10 protein-coding genes are annotated in these 15,861 nt (G+C 59.1%); 4 read left to right on the top strand and 6 right to left on the bottom strand.

Going from position 1 to position 15,861, the window contains the following annotated elements; translation table 11 throughout:
* Positions 1 to 5 precede the first annotated feature (5 nt).
* From ACSEXS_RS09695 to ACSEXS_RS09705, 3 genes are all read right to left on the bottom strand, one after another.
* The gene (locus ACSEXS_RS09695; RefSeq protein ID WP_438432949.1) at positions 6 to 1,019 is read right to left on the bottom strand and encodes a glycosyltransferase family 2 protein; all 1,014 of its coding nucleotides are present in this window, start codon (positions 1,017 to 1,019) and stop codon (positions 6 to 8) included.
* Positions 1,020 to 1,036: 17 nt separating this feature from the next.
* Entirely contained in the window at positions 1,037 to 3,415 is a 2,379-nt protein-coding gene (locus ACSEXS_RS09700; RefSeq protein ID WP_438432950.1) for a glycosyltransferase family 39 protein, read from the bottom strand.
* 303 nt (positions 3,416 to 3,718) lie between these two features.
* Positions 3,719 to 5,236: a carboxypeptidase M32 gene (locus ACSEXS_RS09705; RefSeq protein ID WP_438432951.1), complete on the bottom strand. Its 1,518-nt coding sequence runs from the start codon at positions 5,234 to 5,236 to the stop codon at positions 3,719 to 3,721.
* A 174-nt stretch (positions 5,237 to 5,410) separates the two neighbouring features.
* Between ACSEXS_RS09705 and ACSEXS_RS09710 the strand changes: the two genes are divergently transcribed.
* Together ACSEXS_RS09710 and ACSEXS_RS09715 are read left to right on the top strand one after the other, a co-directional pair.
* The gene (locus ACSEXS_RS09710) at positions 5,411 to 6,001 is read left to right on the top strand and encodes a beta-class carbonic anhydrase (protein WP_438432952.1); all 591 of its coding nucleotides are present in this window, start codon (positions 5,411 to 5,413) and stop codon (positions 5,999 to 6,001) included.
* Positions 6,002 to 6,190: 189 nt separating this feature from the next.
* Positions 6,191 to 6,727 (top strand): ferritin family protein, encoded by a 537-nt coding sequence (locus ACSEXS_RS09715; protein WP_438432953.1) that lies wholly within the window; start codon positions 6,191 to 6,193, stop codon positions 6,725 to 6,727.
* Between the two features lie 47 nt (positions 6,728 to 6,774).
* Here the strand turns inward: ACSEXS_RS09715 and ACSEXS_RS09720 are convergent, their stop codons facing one another.
* Positions 6,775 to 8,502, bottom strand: coding sequence for a hypothetical protein (locus tag ACSEXS_RS09720; protein WP_438432954.1), 1,728 nt, complete (start codon positions 8,500 to 8,502; stop codon positions 6,775 to 6,777).
* A 215-nt stretch (positions 8,503 to 8,717) separates the two neighbouring features.
* Here ACSEXS_RS09720 and ACSEXS_RS09725 point away from each other — a divergent pair, with 215 nt between their 5' ends.
* Together ACSEXS_RS09725 and ACSEXS_RS09730 are read left to right on the top strand one after the other, a co-directional pair.
* Positions 8,718 to 9,830: a glycosyltransferase family 2 protein gene (locus ACSEXS_RS09725; RefSeq protein WP_438433124.1), complete on the top strand. Its 1,113-nt coding sequence runs from the start codon at positions 8,718 to 8,720 to the stop codon at positions 9,828 to 9,830.
* On the top strand, positions 9,827 to 11,368 hold the full coding sequence (locus ACSEXS_RS09730; protein WP_438432955.1) for a glycosyltransferase: 1,542 nt from the start codon (positions 9,827 to 9,829) through the stop codon (positions 11,366 to 11,368). Before ACSEXS_RS09725 ends, ACSEXS_RS09730 begins: the two co-directional genes overlap by 4 nt.
* Before the next feature lie 112 nt (positions 11,369 to 11,480).
* Here ACSEXS_RS09730 and lpdD read toward each other — a convergent pair whose 3' ends face one another.
* Entirely contained in the window at positions 11,481 to 11,837 is a 357-nt protein-coding gene (lpdD, locus tag ACSEXS_RS09735; protein ID WP_438432956.1) for a prenylated flavin chaperone LpdD, read from the bottom strand.
* 144 nt (positions 11,838 to 11,981) lie between these two features.
* On the bottom strand, positions 11,982 to 15,575 hold the full coding sequence (locus tag ACSEXS_RS09740) for an alpha-amylase family glycosyl hydrolase (RefSeq protein ID WP_438432957.1): 3,594 nt from the start codon (positions 15,573 to 15,575) through the stop codon (positions 11,982 to 11,984).
* Between the last annotated feature and the right edge of the window lie 286 nt (positions 15,576 to 15,861).

The raw sequence follows: 15,861 nt of genomic DNA on the forward strand, positions 1-15,861 counted from the left end.
CTAGATCACAGCGACCGTCGCCTGGCTGCGAGCTCGCGAACGTTCGAGGACTCCGATCGAGCGGGAACGGCTTTCGGTTCCGCCCGCCTCGCGATCACATCGCGCACGATATAGAGCGGCCGGGCTTTGGACTCCTCATAGATCCGGCCGATGTATTCGCCCACGGCGCCGAGCATGATGAGGATGAAGCCGCTGAAGAACAGCTGCACGATCATGAGGGACGACCAGCCGGGCACGACTTTGTCGGTAAACAGCTTCAGGTAGAAGATCGTCAGCATGTAGAGGAAGCCCGCGGCGGATGACAGGATTCCGGCGTAACCGGCCAGCTTGAGCGGCTTGTGGGAAAACGAAGTGATGCCGTCCAGGCATAGCTTGAGCATCTTGCCGAACGGATACTTGGTCTCGCCGGCGAACCGTTCCTCGCGGACATACTCGATGGCCGTCTGTCGAAAGCCGACCCAACTGACCAACCCCCGCACAAACCGGTTCTTCTCCGGCAGCTTCTTCATCTCGTCGCACACCCGGCGGTCGATGAGCCGGAAATCGCCGGTATCCACCGGAATGTCGATCTCCGTAGAAGCCCGCAGCAGCCGGTAGAACGCGCGGGCGGTCGCCTTCTTGAACCAGGTCTCGCCTTTGCGGGCGATCCGCTTGGCGTAGACGACCTCATAGCCCTCCTTCCACTTCGCGATCATATCCAGGATCAGCTCGGGAGGGTCCTGCAGATCCGCGTCGATGACGACGACCGCATCCCCCGCCGCGTAATCCATACCCGCCGTGATGGCGACTTGATGGCCGAAGTTCCGGGCGAAGTCGATGAGCTTGACGGATTCGTCCCGGTTGCAAAAGTCTCCGATGATAGCGGCCGTTTGGTCCCGGCTGCCGTCGTTGACGAAGATGAGCTCGTACGCCTCCCCCGTCGTATCCATCACATTCTGCAAGCGGCGGTATGTTTCCTGGATAACGGCTTCCTCGTTGTATACCGGAATGACGATCGAGTAGCGTATCGGTCTTTCCATCTTCCTCACCCCTTCGGTTACTTGTTGATTTCATACAGCGTGGTCCCGCCGAACCCGCCCATGCCCAGAATGCCTGCCGAACCGTCGTCCTCCGAGGCCGCTGCCTTCCATTCGCTTTCCGTTATAGCGGTACTGTTCTGAACGATCCACTGGGTAACCTCGGAGGAGCCGCCTCGTCCGCCGAACCCTTCGCCGGACAGCAGGAAGTACTTCACATCCCCGTTCTCGACCATCTTCTTCAGCTTATCGACCGTCAGAATGGGATCGGAGCCGGAGAAGCCGCCCATCGCCATCACGGCTTTGCGGGTCTCGATGATGTAGGGAGCCGCTGTCTGCGAACTGGTGGTGGCGAACAGGTATTTTTCGCCGGTGTTGTGCTCGGTCAGGTATCGGACCAGATCCTGATCCACCGAAGAGGTGCCGCGCGAGAAGTTAAACCCGCCGGATACAGTCGCGCCGTTCAGACCGGTGCGGTCACCTCCGTTCGCGGAGGTTTTTCCGCCGCCGTTGCCCAACCCTGCTCCGTCCGTCCGGCTGCCATCGGTCCCGCTTCCGCCGGTGCCGTTCGCCGCGCCGTCCGTCCCCGTTCCGCCCGTCGCGCCGGTCTGTCCCCAGTTGGCGTTGCCTCTCCGGCCGCCGTCGCGTTCGCCGAAGCCGCCGGAGAACCCGCCTGGCATGTTGCCCATCGCGGTACGGCTGCCGCCGAAGCCGAACATTCCCGCCGCTCCCGTCGGTCCGGCCGCCGGTACCGAGGAGTTGGGGTTCTTCTCCGTGGAGGGCAGATACGACCAGTACCCGGGAGCCGCCAGCAGGACGAGCATGCCCAGAACGGAGGCGCCGAAGGCGGCCTTGCTCTGGAGCATGCGGAGCAGCAACAGGAGCGCCAGAATGACGCCGCCCGCCCCGACGCCGATCACCCAGCCTTTTCCCATCGTCGCCGAATAAGGATTGAGCACATAAAGCTCAAATGCCGTGGTCGCCAGGAGGGACACCGGCAACAGCCATGCCTTCCAGCCCTGCTTGTCGCGGTAGAAGCTCCACAATGCGCTCCAGCCTGCTCCGGCCAGCGCCGCGATTGGAGGAGCCAACATGATCAGGTAGTACTGATGGAAGAAGCCGGCGATGCTGAAGAAACCGCCGACCGGCACCAGCCAAGCCAGCCAAAACAGCGTCTCCTTCTCGCGGTCGGTCAGGCTCTTGCGGAAGCGAAGGCCGGAGAGCAGGCCGATGGTTGCGAGGAGAGCGAACGGCAGGAGCCAACTGGCCTGGCCGGACAGCTCGGATTGGAAGAGACGGAACACGCCCTTCTGCCCGGTATTGAACATCCCGCCGCCGCCCCGGTTCATACCGCCGCCGTCTCCCATGCCGCCGGGCAACTGACCGCCGCCCGGCATTTGGCCGGGGAAGCCGTTCGTGCCGCCGGGAGCGCCTCCGGGGGCTGCGCCGTTCTGCCCGTCCGGGGCTGTCGCGTCCGGGGCGCCGGGAAAATTCGGGTTGGCCGCCGCGCCGTTTGCCGCGTTCGTGCCGCCCGCTTGCCCCGCGCCGCGCTCCGTTCGCTCCGCCTGGCCGGGCATCTGCCCGCCGGGGAAGCCGCCGCCGCCTTTGTTGCGGTCTCCGGTCAACCGGCTTACTCCGTTATAGCCGAAGGCCAGCTCCAGGACCGAATTCGTCTCGCTGCTGCCGATATACGGCCGCTTATCCGCCGGAATGGAGTCGACGATCACCGCCCACGATACGGAGACGACGAGCATCACGGCGGTTGCGCCCGTCAGAATGCCCAGCTTCTTCTTCCAATTGACGTTCACGGCGAGCCAATAGAACAGATAAAACGCCGGGACGACCATGTACGCTTGCAGCATCTTCATGTTGAAAGCCAGGCCGATCACGGCGAACGCGCCGAACAGCCAGCCTGTGCGCTTCGTGCGGACGCCCTTCATCAGCATCCAGGCGCCAAGCAGCAGCGTGAAGACGAGCATGCCGTCGATGTTATTGGAGCGGCTGATCACGACCGCGATCGGCGTCAGCGCCAGAATCAGCGCTCCCATGCGGGCCGCCAGCTTGCCGAAGCTCGGCTTCAGCAGGAAATACAGCAGCAGCACCGATCCGACGTTGGCCAGGGCCTGCGGCAGGATGACACTCCAGCCATGCAGGCCGAACAATTTGGCGAATGCCGTTTGCACCCAAAAGACTACCGGGGGCTTATCCACCGTGACGAAGCCGACCGGGTCCAGCGACCCGAAGAAGAAGGCCTTGAAATTCTCCATCATACTGGCGACCGCCGCCGTGTAGTAGGAATTGGAGTATTTGTCCCTCCAGATACCGAATACATTGAGGAACAGGGAAATCACCGTGATGATCGCCAAGTACCCGTCGAATTTCTTCCATCTCTTTTCCATCTTACCGACTCCTTCTCTACAGGTCCGTCTCCGCCTGCGGCGGTTTGCTTTTCTGTATTGTGAACCACCTGCCTTAAGCGGACGTTATCCTTTCCTTAAAGGAACCTTAAGTCGCAAAAAATAGCAGCCCCTCTGCCCGAAAAGCCGATTCGGCTCGGGCTGGCGGCCTCTTTGCTGAGAGAAACGGCACAAAAGAGCGGCTTGGCGGCTTGCCGCATGAAAAAGAGCGGGTTCCGACCGGCAGAGTAATCTGCCGCCGAATCCCGCTCCTGTGGATGCCGAACTTTTTCGCTTAAGCGCCGCTTAGGCCAGTTGATAGACGTCCTTGTATTTTCGCTCCAGGTACTCCACCAGATAAGCCGGATTCAGCTCTTCGCCGGTGATGCCGGTCACGAGCTCGCCGGGTGTCTTCATCGCGCCATACTGATGGATTTTCTCCTTCAGCCAGCCGCGGATCGGGGCAAAATCGCCCTTCGCCACCAGCTCGTCGAGGTTCGGAAGCTCTTGGCGCAGCGTCTTCTCGAACTGGGCCGCGTACATATTGCCGAGCGCATACGACGGGAAATAGCCGAAGCTCCCGCCTGCCCAATGCACATCCTGCAGGATGCCTTTCGTATCGTTCGGCGGGGTGATGCCGAGGTATTCCTCGTATTTGGCGTTCCAGAGCGCCGGAAGCTCCTCCACCGTCACCTTGCCGGCGATGATATCCTTTTCCAGCTCGTAACGGATCATGATGTGCAGGTTGTAGGTCAGCTCGTCGGATTCCGTCCGAATCAGCGACGGCTTGGCCTCGTTCATGGCACGGTAAAAGGTTTCCTTCGAGATGCCGGAGAGCTGTTCCGGGAATTCCTTGACCAGATCGGCATAATAGCGGTCCCAGAACGGGCGGCTGCGGCCGATCATGTTCTCCCAGAACCGGGATTGCGATTCGTGAATGCCCATCGAGGTACCGGAGCACAGAATGGTCCGATCCAGCTCCGGCGAAACATTCTGCTCATAGAGCGCATGGCCGCATTCATGGATCGTGCTGAACAGCGCGTCCAGGAAATGGTTCTCCTTGTAATGGGTCGTAATGCGGACGTCTCCCAGGTTGAGGCCGGTGGCAAACGGATGCTCGGTTTCGTCGACCCGTCCGGCGTCAAAGTCGTAGCCGAGCTGCTCCAGAATGTAGCGGTTGAACGCCTTTTGCCGGTCGATCGGGAAGGATTGATACAGGAATTCCGTCTCCGGCTGATTCTTCGATTCCTGGACGGCCTTCACGAGCGGCACCAGCTTCTCGCGGAGCGCACCGAATACTTGATCCAGTTTTTCCACGGTCATCCCCGGCTCGTACTGGTCGAGCAGCGTGTCGTACGGATGCTTGTCGTAGCCCCAGAGCTCGACGAATTCCCGCGTGAACGCGATGATTTTCGCAAGATACGGGCTGAACTGGGCGTAATCGTTCGCGTGCTTGGCTTCTTCCCATGCCGATTCGGCCTGCGAGGTCAGCACCACATATTCCTGGTACTTGTCGGGCGGAATCTTCACGCTGCGGTCATAATTCTTGCGGTTCTCCTCCACCAGCCTCTTCAGGAAGGGATCGCACTGCTTGGCGTTCTCCGCTTCTTCGAAGAAAGCCAAGTAACCGGCCATTTCATCCGATACGGACATTTTGAACGCTTCGGTGGACAGCAAGCCGATCGCTTCCGCCCGGACCGCCACCCCCTTCTTGGGAGCGCCCGTTCTCAGGTCCCAATACATGACTCCGACGGCTTCGGAGTAACTCCTCATCCGGTGGTTGTACTCCAGAAAGCCCTGCTTTTTCTCTTCGAAAGCCTCCATCTCTTCGCCTCTTTTCCCAGTATGGCCTTGGCCTATGTACTCCCTTCGATCTTACTTGCTTCGGGGATAAAATTCAAACCCGTTTCATCCGATTGGAGCGAAAGGCCCGCATGTGCTAAACTAGATAGCAACGCAACGGAGGTTATCCGCCGTAAATCTAAAGGAGGGGAATCCATGTCCCGTTTGACCGAAATTCTGGAATACAATCGTACGTTTGTGCAAAATCGCGAATACGAAGCTTTCCGGACCACGAAGTTCCCGGATAAAAAAGTCGTAATCCTGACGTGTATGGATACCCGCTTGGTGGAGCTGCTTCCGAAGGCCATGAATTTGAAGAACGGCGACGCCAAAATCATCAAGAGCGCCGGCGCCATCGTCGCCCACCCGTTCGGGAGTATCATGCGCAGCATTCTGGTGGCGATCTATTCCCTCGGCGCCGAGGAGGTGCTCGTGGTCGGCCATCACGACTGCGGCATGACGAGCCTCAACCCGGATGAAATACTCTCGAAGGCCGCCTCCCGCGGCATCTCCTCCGAGACCATCCGGACCCTGAGCCATTCGGGCATCGACCTGAAGCGGTTCTTGAGCGGCTTCCATTCCGTCACCGACGCGGTTGCCGACAGCGTCAGCATGATCCGCAACCACCCCCTGCTCCCGGCGGATATCGGCGTGCACGGTCTGGTCATTCACCCCGAGACGGGCGAGCTGAGCATCGTCACCCGGGGGAAGGAAACGCCCGTTCCCGCCACGAGCCAGGAAGCTTGAACAAGAAGGTCTGATAGGTTATCAAACTCAGCCAAGAAGGTCTGATCGAATTATCAAACAAGCCGAAGCCGGGTTTTCACCGGCTTCGGCTTGTTTCGCTTCCGAGGAAACTTCCAACCGTTCCTGCACGGAATCGGATACCGGTGCATATGCCTACATCAAATAGGTTTGCGATGGAGGAAATGAGCCATGTATGTTCCTTATGGACCCCCTGTTTACCGCACGGCACCGACGGCGCATTTTCGCCCCCTCTGGGCGGTGGATTATGCCGAAGCCCTGAATATGATGAAACAAGCGGTACAGGGAGAACGCAACGACGAATTGTTTTACAGCGATCTGATTGAGATGGCTCCGACCAAAGAGCAAAAGGACATCATCGCCTCGATCCGCGAAGACGAAAGGGGCCACAACCGCATGTTCCGGGCCATGTACCGCGAGCTGACCGGCCAGGAAATCCCTCCTTCGGCGACCGCCGAATCGTACGAAAAGCCCAAGTCCTATCTCACCGGGATCGAAAAAGCGCTCTTTGGCGAGCTGGCGGCCGTCGAACGATACCGGAAAATGAGCTCCGGGCTGCCGGCGGGGGTGTATCGGGATACGGTGCAGGGCATCCTCCAGGATGAACTCAAGCATGCGGCCAAATACAATTACTTGTTCACCCTGAACAAGACGGCCGGCTCTCGATCCTATTCGCGCGAGGAAGGGAAACGCTCCCTCGCCCGGTAACTTGCCGCCCCCGGTCCAAGCCGTCCGGGGGCTTTTGTTCCGCTTCTTCAGAGAATCCGGTTGATGGACCAGACCAGCGGATTGGTGGAGCCGCCGCCCAGGTTCAACCCGATCGTAAGCCCGGCCGCCTCATAGAACAATCCGACGGTATCTCCGGCGGTTAGGGAAACATCGGCGCATAACGTGACCGATCCGCTTCCCAATATCGCCCTCAAGGTAAGAACAAGCGCCACGTTCACGTTCAGGATCGGAAAAAGCCCCGTAACCAAGTCCTGCACCGGTGCAGAGGTTCGGCGAACGGCAAGATAAGGATTGACTCCCGAGCCCAGCGAAACCGTGAGAGCGGCCGTCGTGCTGAAATTGGCGGTCAGCTCGATGTTGTATCTTCCGGTCGTCGGAACCGTGAATATTCCCGTCGTCGAATTAAAGTTGGCATTCCCGTAGTAGGGACTGGCTACGCTGAAGCCGGTGACCGGAGCACTGGCCGAAGTGGTCAGCGTCGCGAGCGAAGCGGAAAACCCGTCTGCTGCCACGCTGCCGGTAGCCCCCGTCACCCCGGTTATGCCGGTAGCGCCGGTAGCACCGGTTGCTCCGGTAGCACCGGTAATCCCAGTTAAGCCGGTTACGCCCGTAGTACCTGTTGTGCCCGTTGCTCCGGTAGTCCCGGTTACCCCCGTGGCACCGGTTGCTCCGGTTGTTCCAGTCGTCCCCGTTGCTCCGGCAAGCCCCGTTGCACCAGTAGAACCCGCTGTTCCGGTTGCTCCGGTAGCACCGGTTACGCCCGTTGCTCCGGCAAGCCCCGTTGCACCAGTAGAACCCGTTGTTCCGGTTGCTCCGGTTGCTCCGGTTATCCCCGTAGTTCCGGTCGCTCCCGTTGCTCCGGTAGTCCCGGTTACCCCCGTGGCACCGGTTGCTCCGGTTGTTCCAGTCGTCCCCGTTGCTCCGGCAAGCCCCGTTGCTCCGGTAGCACCGGAACTCCCCGCTACCCCCGTGGCACCTGTTGCGCCCGTTGCTCCGGTCGCTCCCGTCGTTCCCGTGTCTCCCGCAGCTCCGGTTACGCCTGTTGTTCCGGTCGTCCCCGTTGCTCCAGTCGTCCCCGTGGTACCCGTTACGCCGGATACGCCCGTGGCACCTGTAGCGCCAGTTGCTCCGGTTGCGCCGGTAGTACCTGCTGTTCCGGTAGCACCGGTAACACCGGTACTCCCCGCCCCCGTGGCACCCGTTTCCCCCGTTGCTCCGGTTGCGCCGGTTGCGCCCGTCGCGGACAAGCGGTCTTCGATTCGAACGTTGGCCGCTCCTGGATTCGTCACCTCGATACTCAACGTATCCGACAGAAACCGAAGGACTCCGCCGAGAGGCAGCGCGGCGCTGCCGGTCGGACCGATTACATTCAAGGCGGAGCCCCCGGGGATGACGACTCCGCCTGCAAGGGCGTCCGTCATCCCCATAGCCTCCATGGACCCGGATTCCTCGGGAACCGCGGAGATCGAGGCCATGCGGTCTTGGGCATTTTGCCGCTTCCATTCCGGCTTAATCAGCTCGGTCCAGAATTTTCGTATGCGGTCGCGTTCCGTTTCCTTCTCTTCCGAGCCGGCTGAACCGTCAGTGGCACCGGGCCCGGGTTCGAGAAGCTCCCTGAGCGTTGCCCCTTCCTCGCCGAGAAAAAAGCGAAGTCCCCGTTCCTCCAAGGCCAGAGAAGACAGCAAAAGGGTCACGGCCTCCTCCCGGTTCAGCGGCGCTTCCCGTCCAAGCTTCGGATACTGGGCTTCCCCCATTTTTCCGCCTCCCTTTCATCCTCTGATGAATCGGCCACCTTCTACCATTCTTATGGGATAGGCGAACAGACATGTATGGGAACAGGCGCATATTTTACAAAAAACCGGTTCTTTCTCCCGGCGATTGTCCCCTTTCTGCTGCATCTTCTCTTTTTGCAGGGAATAAGGTGTAGAGAACCAAAACGACAAGACCCGAGCGAAGGAGTCGAGCCCCACTGATTACCATAAGCCTGTGCATGATTGTCAAAAACGAACAAGCGGTCATCGCCCGTTGTCTGGATTCGGTAGCCGATCTGATGGATGAGCTGATCCTGGTGGATACCGGCTCGACGGACGAGACTCCCGCCATTCTGGGCCGTTATGCGGATCGTGTCTATTCCTTCGACTGGGTGGACGACTTCGCGGCGGCGCGAAATTATGCGTTCGCTCAAGCGACGGGCGATTACATCTTCTGGCTGGACGCGGATGACGTGCTTCTGGAGGAAGACCGCGAGAAGCTTCGCGCTTTAAAGGAACAATTGGACCCCAAGGTCGATTCGGTGACCATGCTGTACCACCTGGGCGAGGACGAATACGGCAACGTGACCTTCAGCCTGCGCCGCAACCGGCTGGTCAAGCGGGCGCGGGGCTTCCGCTGGATCGGCGCGGTCCACGAATACCTGGAGGTCGGCGGACGGATCGTGCACAGCGATATTGCCGTCAAGCACCGGAGCCTTGAACCCGAACGCGATTCGGACCGTAACCTGCGGATTTACGAGACCCGCTATGCGCGCGGCGAGGAATTCTCCCCCCGCGATCTGTATTACTACGCCAACGAGCTAAAGGACCACGGCCTGCCGCGGCGGGCGATCCGCTTCTATGAAGCCTTCCTCATGACCCGCAAGGGCTGGGTGGAAGATTCCATCTCGGCTTGCGGCAAGCTGGCCGACTGCTATCATTCCTTGGGCAATGCGCAACTGGAACGGGAAGCCTCCCTCCGCTCCCTGGAATACGGCGCCCCGCGGCCGGAATTCTGCTGCCGGATCGGGCATTCCTTCCTCACGGAGCAGCAGTATGAGGCGGCTGTCTTCTGGTATAAGCTGGCAACGGAAATCAAGCTGCCCGAGGATCACCTGGCGTTCGTCAATCCCGCCTGCTCCACTTGGCTGCCGCATCTGCAGCTCTGCGTCTGCTACGACCGGCTGGGCCGCCATGAACTGGCCTGGCAGCATAACGAGCTCGCGCTGAACTTCCGCCCGAACGATCCGATCATGCTGGGCAACCGCGAGTACCTCACCAAACGGATAGCCGAGAGGGCGGCGGAGCTAAAGGGGGAACAGGCGCCATGACCCTGCCGCATATCCTGATCGGCTGCCCCGTTAAGCAGAAGCCGGCGATCCTGTGCAAATTTCTGCAATCGCTGAACGCCTTGAACGTCACCGTTTTCCAAGCGGAGTTTGCGTTCATCGACGACAACGACGATCCTGCCAGCTCCGCTCTTCTGGCCGAATTCGCCGGCCGGCAGAGCGGATGCTCGATCTGGCAAGCGGAGGCGGGCTCCGCCGAATACCTTCGTACGGACACCACGCATTACTGGAACGAGGAGCTGATCTGGCGGGTCGCCGCGTTCAAAGACCGGTTGATTCAAGCGGCGCGGAATCGGGGCGCGGACGGACTGTTCCTGCTCGATTCCGACCTGCTGCTTCACCCGGAGACGCTGAACCGGCTCTATTCGGCCGAAGTCGAGATCGTCTCGGAAATCTTCTGGACCCGCTGGCAGCCCGATGCGGCGGAACAGCCGCAGGTGTGGCTGCGGGATGAATACCAGCAGTGGGAGCAAAAGCCCGGAGAGGTCTTGTCCGAAGCGGAGAAAGCGGTCCGGTATCAGGCATTTTTGCGGCAAATGAGAACGCCCGGGCTGTACCCGGTGGGCGGCCTCGGCGCCTGTACGCTGATCCGCAGCGAAGCGCTGAGACGAGGGGTTTCGTTCCAACCGATCTATAACCTGTCCTTCTGGGGCGAAGACCGGCATTTTTGCGTTCGGGCGGCCGCGCTGGGGCTGTCCTTGTACGTGGACACGCATCTGCCGGCCCTGCATCTCTACCGGGATCGCGATCTGGAGCGGGCGGACGCCTTCCTCCGTCAGGCCGGGCAACCGACAGAGCCTGACGCCTCCGTTCGCAAAGGCGTCACCCTGTCGATGGTAGTGCGCAACGAAGCCGAACGCTACCTGAGACAGGTGCTGGAGGCCTGCCGGCCCTTCGTAGCGCAAGCGGTCATCGTCGATGACGCCAGCACGGACGACACGGAGCGGATCGTCCGCGAAGCGCTCGACGGAATTCCGCTCCGTTACGTCCGCAACGACGCTTCCCGGTTCGGCAATGAGGTCGAGCTGCGCAAGCAGCAGTGGGCGGAAACCGTCGCGGCATCCCCCGAGTGGATTCTGAACCTCGATGCGGACGAGATCCCGGAGGAACGGTTCTTCCGGGAGCTTCCCGCCCTGCTCGAGCAGGATGAGACCGACCTCTACTGCTTCCGGCTGTACGACTTCTGGAGCGAGACGCATTACCGGGAGGACAGCCTCTGGCAAGCCCATAAGTGGTACCGCCCGTTCCTGCTGCGCTACCGCCCCGGTTGGGATTACCGCTGGCGGGAGACGGCCCAGCACTGCGGCCGGTTCCCGGAGAACATCTTTCAGCTTCCGAATCGGATCTCTCCCCTGCGCATCAAGCACATGGGCTGGGCAAAGCCCGAACACCGGATGGAAAAATACCGTCGGTACCAATCGCTCGATCCGGACGGCCAATTCGGCTCGCGGGAGCAATACGAGTCGATTCTGGAGGAACGGCCCAACCTCGTGGAATGGTCGGAGACGGAGGAGGCGTAAATCCGATTCGCACTCTCGAATAGAAAGATAAAGACGGCATGGCCCGGGGCCATGCCGTCTTTCTGCCTTCTCGCATCCGGTTGGTACAAGCCATAAAACCGCCTTGGCGCGCTTATCCCGCCGCCGGCTCAAGCAAGCCGTCGAGAACGCGGTTCATTTCCTCGCGCACCGTCTGCACCGCAAGCTCGATGTCGGCACGCGAAGCCGACGGAATGTGAATGCCCATGACGACCGTCACGGTCGTCTTTAGGCGCGTGCAGGCGTTTCCCGCCCATTCGAGGGCGAGCCGATCCTCCCGATGTCCCGGCGCGACGCCGAGCTCGGTATGAATCTTGCCATCCTCCTGGTGGAAGGCCATGGCTGTGGCCCCGATATGCGCTTCTCCTCCGGTTACCACAAAAAGATAGTCCTGGCCTATCCTTTCGGTTTGAATGCGGATGTCAAACGGCGGTTTTACAGCCTTGTTCATTCGGTCTCCCCCATTCCTGAGATTGTCGGTTGCGAAACGTTCTCAACGTTTCTGTTCCCATTGTATGCGCATTCAGGGGAAGTTTCAATCAAAATGCCCGGTTGCCGTGCAACTTTTTGTAATCATTCTAATCAGCAAGGCATCCTATTTCAAATAGGGCCCGGTTTCGCCCATCCCGCCTTTGCCGTTCAGGACATACACCCTGGCATTTCCTTTGCCCGAACACGTTATGGTGAGCTTGCCGTCGTTGACCACCTTGGTGTCTCCGGTGACCGCGTCCACATAAGTTCCATTGGGAATCCCCGTGAACGTGGCGTTGCCCGAAATCGTCACCAGCGCGAAACTGTCCAATCCCTTGGCGCTGTCGGTAAATCTTCGCTTGAACGCCAGATCGCCGCTGACATTCTCGGTCGAATATTCACCCTTCTGCAAGGCGGGAACCGCTCTGCGGATCAAGTTGAGCTCGCGGATATGCTTCGCCAGCGGATAGCTCAGCGATTCGGCAAGCGTACCGGTTGCATTGGTGTATTTTCCATAATCCTGGACGTTCACGCTGCCCACGATACGGTCGCCGAAATAGGCGCGTCCCGTCGTGCTGAGCGGCGCGTTCGGGCCCGGATCGATGACGGCGCCTTTTTGGAATTCCACCTCGGTGCCATAAAAGATCGCGGGAATCCCCCGGAAGGTGAACATCAAGTCGAGATTCTCCGCCCAGGTATCCTGGGTCCCGGCAAACCGCTGATTTTCCGGGGCCTGGTCGGGCGCGTAATCGTGGGAATCGACGTAGGTCACGTTCCAAGTTGCATCGTTATAGAACTTGTCGCCGCTTCTCATGTTAAAGGCTTCCTGTGCGGTCTTGAAGGCCCAATGCATCGGAAAATCGATGACATCCAGTCCCGATTTCATCGAATAATCCGGCGTATGGTAAGTGTTGCCGGTCAGGAAGGCATTGTTCGAGGTGGGCTGTCCCGCCGTGGACGCGTTGTCCGCCCAGTTCTGCTCCACCGATGCTTTGTTGGAGGCGTAGTCGTCTTTTCCGTCGCCCGGGTAGGCTTTCGATTCTTTCCAGGTATAGAACGGCGTGGAGATGGCCGGAATCCCGCTGTTCCACACATCCCGGTACCGGGTAGCCACTTCTCCGAAGATATAGAAGCTGGAGCCTCCTCTCTCCTTCCAAGCGGGGATAAAGTATTTATTGAAGATGTACCGGCTCACATGCTTCACGGTATCGACCCGGAAGGCGTCGACGCCCATGTCGATGTATTTGTTGTAGGTGTCGATCAGATAGTGATCGACCGTCGGCTCTTCCGTATTGAGGTCGACGCAATCTCCGGCGATCTGTCCGGTCTGCACCGTATAGGACTCCCAGGAGAGGCTCTTCTCGGTGTGGTAGATGTTATTGTTGGTCGCTTCCGACTTCATGAGCGCCAGGCGGGCTTGGTACTGCTGATCGGGGGTCAGGGAATCGTAGTTGGCCGGCAGCTTATTCGAAGTTTTGATCAGATTGGCAACCGTATCCGGCTTGGTCGGGTCCTTTTTAAACAGGGGATAAAGGTTTTCTTCGCCGAAGTTGCCGGTATGATTGACGACGATGTCCTGAATGATCTTCAGCCCTTTGGCATGGGCCGCGCTGATCAAGTCCTGATAGGAAACGCCGGCCGACTCATAGCGGGGGTCCACCTTGGCAAAATTAATCGCATGATAGCCGTGGTAATCGTAACCGCTTGCATTCTGGACCACCGGCGTAATCCAAATCGCGCTGAAGCCGAGGGCCTTGATGTAATCGAGTTTCTCGATGAGTCCCTTAAAATCGCCCCGCCAGGCCGGGTCGGAATCCGGATTCCCCGCCTTCGCGTCGTCCCAGGCGTGAACGTTGTTGCCGGGATCTCCGTCGTAGAACCGGGAGGTAATGACGAAGTAGATCGTATCTTCCCGGAAATCGCCCTTGTCTTTGCCGACATTGTAATAGAAGCTCTGGGTCGTTCGGTTGCCGCCCCCGTCCACAACCAGGAACTTCAGCGTCGTGCTCTTGGTGAGAACGATGGCGGGTCCCGTTAAGCCCGCCGAGGCATTGCCGGACAGATAGACCTTGGAGCCGGTGGTCGGCTCGGTGTTGTTATCCGTGTAATAGGCGGTGGTCGCTGCCGTCTTGTTGTCCTTCACGACGAAGGACACCGAAACCGACGTATCGGTCTTCACCGGCAGGTTGGCCGTGATGGTCGGCGCCTGCACATCGGCATTCGGATCAATCACATAGGCGAAGGTCGCTGCGCTTCCCGCTTGACCGAGCGAGTTGACCCCGAAAGCCTTGACCGTCAAGGTCGACGCGACCTGGATGGGCGCCGTGTATAAGGCGGAGGCGGTGGTTGGCGTGGAGCCGTCCGTCGTGTAATAGATTTTATCGTCGGTATTGCTGCCGGTGAGAGTTACCGATTGAGCGGCATCGTATAGCTTGGGGGCGGGCGCTGCCGAGATCACCGGGATTTTGGGCGCTTCCGGGTTGGCATCGTACCAGACGTTATCGGTGTAATACCAGCCTTCCTTCGTGCTGCGCGACAAATCGGCCGTCTGCTTGCCGTTGCCGTCGTTGAAGATGAGGCTCGCGCTTGTAGCTCCTGCAATAGAATAGCTGTACCAATCGTTGCCGTCAGCCTTCATCAACAGTCCTGGCCAAGCGCCGCTTGTCGAAACGGTTGAAGGTACGAGGTTCCAGTAATGGATACGAATCGTGGAATTCCAGCTTGCGGGCCTCTTAACGTGAACCGTTAAGCCGGTTGGGGTTGCAGTTGGCGTAACAGTGGGCGTTGCGGTCGGCGTTGCGGTCGGCGTAGCCGTTGGAGTAGAAGTAGGCGTTGCGGTTGGAGTGGCCGTTGGAGTAGAGGTGGGCGTTGCGGTCGGCGTCGCAGTCGGAGTTGTGGTTGGCGTTACGGTTGGCGTTACGGTTGGCGTTGCGGTCGGCGTAGCCGTTGGAGTAGAAGTAGGCGTTGCGGTTGGCGTTGGAGACGAGCCAATCGCCGTTACGGCCACATAGTCGATATTGATGTTCCCGGTGTCGCCTGAATCGTAACGGTAAGAGATCGTGTTGCTTCCGGCCACCAGAGACACCGTCTCGGCTTGGTTGCCCCAAGTATCCCAGTTGGCCAAGGGAGCCAGGATGGTTTGCTTAATCTTGGTACCGTTTACATAAATGGAAACCGTTTTACTGCTGCCCGTCGCATTGGCATAGCGAAGAAGCGCGCTATAATTTCCCGCAGCGGGAGCTTGAACGGTGAAGGCAGTCGACGCCCCCACCGCTGTATAGCCGTCGACGAAGCCGAGACCGGAATACCCGGAATGATTGGTATTCATTTTAGCGCCGCCGGAAAGGTAAGCGCTTTCAGATTCGTACTGCCCGTTCGCCGGAACGAGAACGGTCCAGTTCTTTCCGCCGTTGTTATCCCAATAGTCTGTTGGAGCCGTTATATGATAACAGTAAGTGAGCGTCGCCCCTTCGGCGACATTGAGGTTTACCGTGAACGTCGTTCCGTTCTTGGCCATCGCCGTATCCGTGAACGACGACCAATTGTTCGTGGACCAATGCAAGGTTACGGCAGCCGCCGTCGAATTCGTGTACGTGACGGTATAAGCGGCATTGGTAGCCGCAGAAACGCCGCCTGATAAATTGACCCCGAACAAGCTGAAACAAAGCGCAAGAATGACCAACAGAGGAACGAAACGCTTTGATTTTCGGTTTGTCATAATGAACCAGCCCTCCTTACCTTTACTAAATTCTCACCTTCAACTTTTTTAGCAAACGTTTGCATCAAAAAACGTGACTATGGCCTTCTTAACAAGTAACGTTATATCATCACATCATCCTTCCGTTTATGGAATAATTGGATTATATTCTGATATATTTTTCCAGTCAATGCTCCGAATTGCCTAGTACAATCCTTTAGATTTGCATGCATTTCGGCACTCATTTTGTGCAAATCAGGCATGAACAGGAAAAGGACCAACCCGGCAATGCCTTCGCTCCGGGTTG

The organism is Gorillibacterium terrae (assembly GCF_051594785.1).
GTDB lineage: Bacteria > Bacillota > Bacilli > Paenibacillales > NBRC-103111 > Gorillibacterium.

Coding starts and splice junctions, on each gene's coding strand:
- ACSEXS_RS09720 (WP_438432954.1), bottom strand. CDS start 8,502: ATGGGGGAAGCCCAGTATCCGAAGCTTGGACGGGAAGCGCCGCTGAAC.
- ACSEXS_RS09715 (WP_438432953.1), top strand. CDS start 6,191: ATGTATGTTCCTTATGGACCCCCTGTTTACCGCACGGCACCGACGGCG.
- ACSEXS_RS09710 (WP_438432952.1), top strand. CDS start 5,411: ATGTCCCGTTTGACCGAAATTCTGGAATACAATCGTACGTTTGTGCAA.
- lpdD (WP_438432956.1), bottom strand. CDS start 11,837: ATGAACAAGGCTGTAAAACCGCCGTTTGACATCCGCATTCAAACCGAA.
- ACSEXS_RS09700 (WP_438432950.1), bottom strand. CDS start 3,415: ATGGAAAAGAGATGGAAGAAATTCGACGGGTACTTGGCGATCATCACG.
- ACSEXS_RS09730 (WP_438432955.1), top strand. CDS start 9,827: ATGACCCTGCCGCATATCCTGATCGGCTGCCCCGTTAAGCAGAAGCCG.
- ACSEXS_RS09705 (WP_438432951.1), bottom strand. CDS start 5,236: ATGGAGGCTTTCGAAGAGAAAAAGCAGGGCTTTCTGGAGTACAACCAC.
- ACSEXS_RS09695 (WP_438432949.1), bottom strand. CDS start 1,019: ATGGAAAGACCGATACGCTACTCGATCGTCATTCCGGTATACAACGAG.
- ACSEXS_RS09740 (WP_438432957.1), bottom strand. CDS start 15,575: ATGACAAACCGAAAATCAAAGCGTTTCGTTCCTCTGTTGGTCATTCTT.